Origin of the sequence: Nocardia takedensis NBRC 100417, from assembly GCF_000308695.1 — a bacterium.
GTDB classification, from domain to species: Bacteria; Actinomycetota; Actinomycetes; order Mycobacteriales; family Mycobacteriaceae; genus Nocardia; species Nocardia takedensis.
Map to the genome: position 1 here is coordinate 239,544 of NZ_BAGG01000002.1, position 8,389 is coordinate 247,932.

Sequence of the window (8,389 nt, forward strand, 5' to 3'; positions counted from 1 at the left end):
TGACGCAATGTTGCCGTCCGGAAAACGCCTGGTGCATGGCCCGGCACGGGTCACGGGGGTGTGGTGAACTTGCTGCATGGGCATCAAGGTGTCACTCGAACACCGGACCACCTACACCTTCGACCGGCTGGTGCAGGTGTACCCGCACGTGGTGCGCCTGCGTCCGGCCCCGCATTCACGCACCCGCATCGAGGCGTATTCGATGCGGGTCACCCCCGCCGAGCACTGGGTCAACTGGCAGCAGGACGCCTTCGGCAACTTCCTTGCGCGGCTGGTCTTCCCGGAGCCCGCCAGGGAACTGTCGATCACCATCGGTCTGATCGCCGACCTCGAGGTGGTCAACCCGTTCGACTTCTTCATCGAGGAGTCGGCCGAGTACTTCCCGTTCGGCTACGACGCGGAACTGACCGCCGACCTCGAGCCGTATCTGCGGCGGGTCGACGAGGGCGAACCGGGTGCGGGGCCGGGGGAACTGGTCACCGAGTGGGTGCGCGCGCACCGGCCCGCCGACACGCCGCGCACCATCGACTTCCTGGTCGAGATCAACCGGGTGCTGCGCGAGGACGTCGGCTACACGATCCGGATGGAACCCGGTGTGCAGACGCCCGATCACACGCTGCGCAGCGGGATCGGGTCATGTCGCGACTCGGCGTGGCTGCTGGTGGCGATCCTGCGCGAATTCGGTCTGGCGGCGCGGTTCGTGTCCGGCTACCTGGTGCAGTTGGCCCAGGACGTGCCCTCGCTGGACGGGCCGTCCGGTCCGGCCGCCGATTTCACCGACCTGCACGCCTGGACCGAGGTCTACGTGCCCGGGGCGGGCTGGATCGGCATGGACCCCACCTCCGGCCTGTTCGCGGGCGAGGGGCACATCCCGTTGGCGGCCACCCCGCACCCCACCACCGCGGCCGCGATCAGCGGCGCGACGGGCAGGACCGAGGCGACCCTCGATTTCGCCAACACGGTGCGGCGTATCCACGAGGACCCGCGCGTCACCCTGCCCTATACGCCGTCGCAATGGGAGCGGATCACGGCGGCGGGCAAGGAACTCGACGCGCGCATGGCCGCCGACGGCATCGGTCTGACCGTGGGCGGCGAACCGACCTTCGTGTCCATCGACGACCAGGTCAGCCCGGAGTGGACCACCGCGGCGGACGGCCCGCGCAAACGCGAACGCGCGGTCGACCTGGCACGGCGACTGGCCGGCATCTACGCCCCGACGGGCCTCACCCAGTACCGGCAGGGCAAGTGGTATCCCGGGGAACCACTGCCGCGCTGGGAGATCGCGATCGCGTGGCGCGTCGACGGTGAACCGCTGTGGACCAGGCAGGACCTGCTGGTCGATCCGTGGACGCCCGTGCGGGCACCGCTCGCCGGGACGAACGGCAACGGGAGCATTCCCGCCGACGGTGAACTCACCCGGATCAGCCTCGAAGGCAACGCCAACGCCACCGACACCCTGCCGCCGTTGCACATCCCGGCCGCCGACGCCGGGTCGGCCGCCGCGCTGATCGGCCATCTCGCCGACGGTCTGGGCCTGCCTCCGACGCAGGTCCGCCCCGCCTACGAGGACCCGCTGGCCCGATTGGCGGCGACCATGCGGATGCCCGCGGGCGACCCGGCCACGGCGGACATCGACCCCGACGACGATTCGATCGCCGCGCGCGCGGAACTGCTGCGGCGGTTGGAGGAGCCGGTCAGCGACCCGGTCGCCTACGTGCTGCCGCTGTACCGGCGCTCCGACGGGGCGGGCTGGGCCAGCGCGAACTGGCAGTTGCGGCGCGGCCGTGGCGGCGACAACCCGTCGGGCCGGATCGTGTTGGCCGACGGCGATTCGCCCGCGGGCCTGCGGTTGCCGCTGGACGCCATCTCCTGGACCAGGCCGCGCCCGCGCCCCGACAGCGACCCGCTGTTCATGGGGCCGCTGCGTCCGGCGGAGGAACCGCCCGCCGTGGTGGAAACCGGGCACTGGGAACCGACCACCGCCGTGGTCGCGGAGGTGCGCGCCGACCGACTGCACGTCTTCCTGCCGCCGGTGGACCGGCTCGAGGATTTCGTCGACCTGATCGGCCGTGTCGAATCGGCGGCCGCCGCCGTCGAGCGGCCCGTGGTGTTGGAGGGGTACGGCCCGCCCGTCGACGCGCGGTTGCAGACGCTCTCGGTCACCCCCGACCCGGGCGTGATCGAGGTCAACGTGCAGCCGACGGCGTCCTTCGTGGAACAGGCCGACCTGCTCGAAACCCTCTACGACCAGGCCCGGTTGGCCCGGTTGAGCACCGAGTCGTTCGACGTGGACGGCAGCGCGGTCGGCACCGGCGGCGGCAACCACATCACCCTCGGCGGGGTGACGCCCGCGCGCTCGCCGATCCTGCGCCGCCCCGACCTGCTGGTGTCGATGCTGACGCACTGGCAGCGTCATCCCTCGCTGTCCTACCTGTTCTCGGGTCGTTTCATCGGCCCGACCTCGCAGGCGCCGCGCGCCGACGAGGGCCGCGAGGGCGCGCTCTACGAACTCGAGATCGCCTTCGCCGAGATCGCCCGGCTCACCGCCGATTCCGGTGGTTCCGACGAGCCCGTCGCGCCCTGGCAGATCGACCGCGCGCTGCGGCACCTGCTCACCGACCTCACCGGCAACACCCACCGCGCCGAATTCTGCATCGACAAGCTCTACAGCCCCGAATCCGCGCGCGGGCGACTGGGTTTGGTGGAACTGCGCGGTTTCGAGATGCCGCCGCACTACCAGATGGCGATGGTGCAATCGCTGCTGGTGCGCGGCCTGGTGACGCGCTTCTGGGCGCAACCCTTGCGCGCGGGCCTGATCCGGCACGGCGCGAACCTGCACGGCCGCTACCTGCTGCCGCACTTCCTGACCACCGACATCGCCGAGGTCGCCGCCGACCTGCGCGCGCACGGCATCGATTTCGACACCAGTTGGCTCGACCCGTTCGTCGAATTCCGCTTCCCGCGTATCGGCACCGTCGTCCTCGGCGACGTCGAGATCGAGTTGCGCGGCGCGATCGAACCCTGGCACACCCTCGGCGAACAGACCGTGGCCTCCGGCACCGCCCGCTACGTCGACTCCTCGGTGGAGCGCGTGCAGGTCCGTGTGGTCGGAGCCGACCGCGGCCGATACGTGTTGACCTGCAACGGGATGCCGGTGCCGCTGCTGGCCACCGACAAGACCGACGTGCAGGTCGCGGGCGTGCGCTATCGCGCCTGGCAGCCGCCCAACGCGCTGCACCCGTCGATCACCGTCGACGCGCCGCTGATCTTCGACCTGGTCGACGCGGAGAGCGGGATCTCCCGTGGTGGCTGCACCTACCACGTCTCCCACCCCGGCGGACAGTACTGGGAGGACCCGCCCGTGAACGGCGTCGTCGCGCAATCGCGGCGCAACCGCCGCTTCGAGGCCGCCGGTCACACCACCGAGCCGATGGACCCCGCGGTGCTGCGTGCGAAGATTGCGGCACAGTCGACCGACGTCGGCGCACCGGGCATCCTGGATCTACGCCGGGCTCGCACGGTCTGGGGATCGGCCGGCGACCGGTAGGCCGTCGGGCAGTGGAAGTGAGGTCGGCAGGGTGGCCGGTGCGATGAATCACGAGACAGCCCAGGCACGGACGGACGTCCTCGAACCGGGCCACGACGGACAGGACGCGGTGGGGGATCCGATGCGCGAGCACCGTGTCACGCGTGCCGAACTCGCCGCGCAGTACGCGCGCTACCGCGCCGAGAGCGGGGCGAGCGGCGCCTACGACGAATGCGGCAGGCCGATTCCGGCCTACTACGACGAACTCGTCGACGCCGGCGGGTCGATCCGGCCGATGTGGTCGGAACTGTCCGACGATTTCGCCGAACTCGGCACCGCCGGACTCGGTCGCCTCGACACCAGGGTGCGCAGGCTCATCGAGGACGACGGCATCACCTACACCGAGGTGGGCGGCACCGGCGACACCGCGCCCGCGGTGCCGTGGCGACTCGACCCGATCCCGCTGCTGATCTCCGCCGAGGACTGGACGAAGCTGGAAGCCGGACTCACCCAGCGTTCGCGGGTCTTGGACGAAGTGCTCACCGACCTGTACGGGCCGCGCCGCACCCTGACCACCGGGCTGCTGCCGCCCGAGATCGTCTTCGGCAGCACCGGTTACGTGCGGGCCGCGCACGGCATCACCATCCCCGGACGGCACCAACTGTTCCTGCACGCCTGCGACATCAGTCGCTGGGGCGACGGCCAGTTCCGCGTCCTCGCCGACTGGGCGCAGGCGCCCTCCGGCGCGGGCTACGCGCTGGCCGACCGCCGGGTGGTGTCCACGGCCATCCCGGAATCGTTCGAGCACGCCGGGCCGCGCCCGCTGACCCCGTTCGCGCGGGCCATGCGACTGTTGCTCATCGAGGCCGCGCCGGTCGCCGACTCCGACGATCCCATGGTCGTCGTACTCAGCCCGGGCGTGCACTCCGAAACCGCCTTCGACCAGGCGTATCTCGCCGCCACCCTGGGCTTCCCGCTGGTCGAGAGCGCGGATCTGGTGGTGCGCGAAGGCGCGCTGTGGATGCGCTCGCTGGGCACCCTGAAACGAGTCGAGGTGGTGCTGCGCCGCGTCGACTCGGCCTTCTCCGACCCGCTCGACCTGCGGCCGGACTCCCAACTCGGCGTCGTCGGCCTGGTCGAGGTGCTGCGCCGCGGCGCGGTCACGGTGGTCAACACCCTGGGCAGCGGGTTGCTGGAGAGCCCGGCGCTGCCCGGCTTCCTGCCGCGCCTGTCGCGTGCCCTGCTGGGTGAGGAACTGCTGCTGGACAGCACCCCCTCCTACTGGGCGGGCGAGAACGCCGAGAAATCGCACCTGCTGGCCAATCTCGACCGCTTGGTCATCCGGTCCGCCGTCGACGGGCACACTCTGTTCGGCCCCGGACTCAACCGCGCCGAACGCGAGGAACTCGCCGCCCGGATCGAGACGAACCCGTGGCAGTGGGTCGGCCAGGAACCCGCGCAGTTCTCGGTCGCGCCCAGTGTGCAGGGATACGGCGAACTGTCCGCCGCGCCGGTCGGCATGCGCCTGTTCTCGATGGCACGACGCGGCGGCTACACCGCCATGGCGGGCGGACTCGGCCAACTGCGCCACCGCCTCGAACCCGACCGCTCCGTCATCAAGGTCGCCGCCAAGGACCTGTGGGTGCGCGCCGCACCCACCCAGGTCACCGCCGTCTCCGCCGAACCGCACCCCGAGGAGCGCCTGGAACGCCTCGCCCCGGTCGTCGAGGCGATCAGTTCGCCCCGCGTCCTCAACGACCTGTTCTGGATGGGCCGCTACAGCGAACGCGCCGAAGCCGTCGTCCGTCTGCTCATCGCCACCCACGACAGCTACCAGGACTACCGCTTCCGCCCCTGGCTCGACGGCGCCGAAGCGGTCCCCGTCCTGGTGTCCGCCCTGGCCCGCAGCACCGGCACCATCGCCCCCGCCGCGGTCGTGCTCGGACCGCCCCGCCCCACCCCGCCCGTACCCCAACAGTCCAGTCCGCTGCGCGCGGAACCCGAAGGCGAACAGCCCGTCCCGCCCGACGCCTCCGCCCCTCTGGCAGGTGGACAATCCCAATTCGGCGCGGGCCAGTCGCAATCGAACACCGATGAGTCCCAGGCGGGTTTCGGCCAGAGTCAGTCGCAGTCCGGTCCGGGACAGCCGAACGTCGGCCAGTCGCAGTCGGGTTCGGGGCAGTCGCAGTCCTCGTCGACGCGATCCGCGTCGTTCGGGGAGCCTCCCGAGCGAACGGAGCAGACGGCATCGGGCAGGCCCGCCACGGCGTCGGGCGAGGTTGCCGGAGAGGAGTCCGCCGGGGCCGGTGAGTCCCCGTCGGAGGACCTATCCGGGCCGGATGCGTCGATCTCGCCCGCCGACGAGCAGCGCGCGGACGACAGTCGGGACGAGGCGGCATCCGACGTCTCGGGCTCGGTGAACGACGAACGCGACGATTCGAAGACGGCCGGGGGCGCGCTCATCGGTGCGGCACTCGCCCCGATCGTGCCGGAGCGGCCCGCGCGCAGGGGGCGGTCGCGCAAGGCCGCGCCGGGGTCGCGCGAGGGCTACGAGTACCTGGTCGCGTTGACGATCGATCGGGAGTTGCCGGGGTCGTTGGCGTTCGCGATCGACCGGTACGGGTCGGCGGCCCGGGCGGTGCGCGATCAGTTGTCCCAGGACACCTGGATGATCCTGAGCGCGGTGGATCGGGCGTTGGCGGAGTACCGGGCGGCGGACGAGAACGGGGAGTCCGCGCTGACGGCGGTGCATTCGTTGACGTTGGCGGCGCTGTTGTCGCTGTCGGGGATCGGCGGGGAGTCGCTGGTGCGCGACACCGGGTGGTACGTCATGGATATCGGCAAGCGGATCGAGCGCGGTCTGGCGTTGACGGCGGTGCTGTCCTCGGCGTTGACCCGCGTGCTCGGCGGCGAGACCGAGCGGGTGGTGACGGAGGCGGTGTTGCGCGCGACGGAGTCGTCGGTGAGTTATCGCCGCAGGCACCGGGATTCGGTGCGGGTGTCCTCGGTGGCGGCGCTGTTGTTGTTCGACGCGAGCAATCCGCGCTCGCTGGCCTATCAGCTCGATCGCTTGGACGAGGATTTCCAGCAGTTGCCGGGTGCGTCGGGGTCCTCGCGTCCGCAGCGACTGCTGGCGGACGCGCAACGCATGCTGCGCAGGCTGGATCCGGCCGATCTCGAGGTCGCCGACGAGGACGGCAAGCGTGCCGAACTCGCCGAACTGTTGGAGGGTGTGCACTTGCGACTGCGCAAGGTGTCCGAATCGTTCGAGACGACGAAACTGTCGCTGCCGGTGGGCATCCAGCCGCTGTGGGGCAGTACGCGGGTGGTGGGATGAGCGCGCCCGCCGCGACCCGGCGCTACCGGGTCCTGCACCGCACCACCTATTCGTATTCCGCCGAGGTGACCAGTTCCTACGGTCGCGCGTATCTGACGCCGCGGGAGTTCCCGGGGCAGCGGTTGCTCGAGCACGACCTGCACATCGATCCGACGCCGTCGGACCGGTCGGTGGGCGCGGACGTCTACGGCAACACCAGCGCCTATTTCCACGTGACGGCCGAGCACACGAAGCTGGAGGTCACCGGGACCTCGGTGGTCGAGGTGGACCGGCCCGCGACGGTCGAGGACACGCTCGCCTGGGAGCAGGCGCGTCCGAGCGTGGTGTCGGGTCCGCTGGCGGTGGAGTTCACCTTGGACCTGAACCCGCCGGAGATCATCCCGGAGGTCGCGGAGTACGCGGCCGAGTCGCTGCGGCCCGGTCGTCCGTTGTTGGAGGCGGTGGTGGAGCTCAACAGCCGCATCCACGCCGATTTCACCTACCGGTCGGGCTCGACGACGGTGTCCACCCGGGTCGCGGACGTGTTCGCGGCGCGGGAGGGCGTCTGTCAGGATTTCGCCCGTATCGGCGCGGCCTGCCTGCGCTCGCACGGGTTGGCCGCCCGCTACGTCTCGGGTTATCTGGCGACCGATCCGCCGCCGGGCAAGGAGCGGATGGTGGGTGCGGACGCCACCCACGCCTGGTCGGCGGTGTGGCTGCCCGGTGATTCGGCGGGTGATCGCGCGGGGCAGTGGGTGGGTTTCGATCCGACCAACGACCAGTTGGCCGACGAACGTTATGTGACCGCCGCGTGGGGCCGCGACTACGCCGACGTTCCGCCTCTGCGCGGCATCATCTACACCGACGCGCGGGAGAGCATGATCAAGGTATCGGTCGACGTAGCTCCCCTGGAGGTGTGACCCGCGTGCGTGATTTCGCCTGCCCCAACTGCGGTCAGCAGTTGGCGTTCGAGAATTCGGTCTGTCTGTCGTGTGCGAGCCCGCTGGGGTTCAGTCTCGCCCTGCGCACGCTGCTGGTGATCTCCGATTTCGCCCCGACGGGCGATGCCGGCCAGCTGAGCGGGGTCGTGGACGGTAGGCGCTACCGACTCTGCGACAACTTGCACATCGCCCGCTGCAACTGGTTGGTGCAGGTGCCCGACGACGAACTCGACGCCCCCGCGCCGCCGCAGGGCGATCCCGATCCGGAGCAACCGGACCCCGCGCCGCCCGCGCTCGACAACGGTCCGGCGCTGTGTGAGTCCTGCCGACTGACCCGGACCCGCCCCAACGACGCCGACACGGCGGGTCTGGACGCCTTCGCCGAGGCCGAGGCCGCCAAACGCAGGCTGATCATGGAGTTGGCCGAACTCGGCCTGCCCATCACCGGCCGTGACGAGAACCCGCGGTTCGGACTCGCCTTCGACCTGCTCTCCAGCGCCACCGACCAAGTACTCACCGGCCACCAGAACGGCGTCATCACCCTTGACCTCGCCGAAGCCAACGACCCGCACCGCGAACAACTCCGCGTCGAGATGGACGAACCTT

The 8,389-nt window shown here is 70.7% G+C and carries 4 protein-coding genes; all 4 read left to right on the forward strand.

Features of this window, described 5'->3' with window-relative positions; genetic code table 11:
* The first annotated feature begins 76 nt into the window (after positions 1-76).
* A complete protein-coding gene (locus tag ON30_RS01250) occupies positions 77-3,547 on the forward strand; it encodes a transglutaminase family protein (RefSeq protein WP_040703409.1) in 3,471 nt (1,156 codons plus the stop codon).
* Between the two features lie 121 nt (positions 3,548-3,668).
* Positions 3,669-6,863: a circularly permuted type 2 ATP-grasp protein gene (locus ON30_RS01255; RefSeq protein WP_040703493.1), complete on the forward strand. Its 3,195-nt coding sequence runs from the start codon at positions 3,669-3,671 to the stop codon at positions 6,861-6,863.
* Positions 6,860-7,762 (forward strand): transglutaminase family protein, encoded by a 903-nt coding sequence (locus tag ON30_RS01260; protein ID WP_040703410.1) that lies wholly within the window; start codon positions 6,860-6,862, stop codon positions 7,760-7,762. The genes ON30_RS01255 and ON30_RS01260 overlap by 4 nt, the downstream gene beginning before the upstream one ends.
* 5 nt (positions 7,763-7,767) lie before the next feature.
* On the forward strand, positions 7,768-8,389 hold a 622-nt coding region (locus ON30_RS01265), incomplete at its 3' end, for a putative zinc-binding metallopeptidase (RefSeq protein WP_040703495.1).

Coding starts and splice junctions, on each gene's coding strand:
- ON30_RS01260 (WP_040703410.1), top strand. CDS start 6,860: ATGAGCGCGCCCGCCGCGACCCGGCGCTACCGGGTCCTGCACCGCACC.
- ON30_RS01255 (WP_040703493.1), top strand. CDS start 3,669: ATGCGCGAGCACCGTGTCACGCGTGCCGAACTCGCCGCGCAGTACGCG.
- ON30_RS01250 (WP_040703409.1), top strand. CDS start 77: ATGGGCATCAAGGTGTCACTCGAACACCGGACCACCTACACCTTCGAC.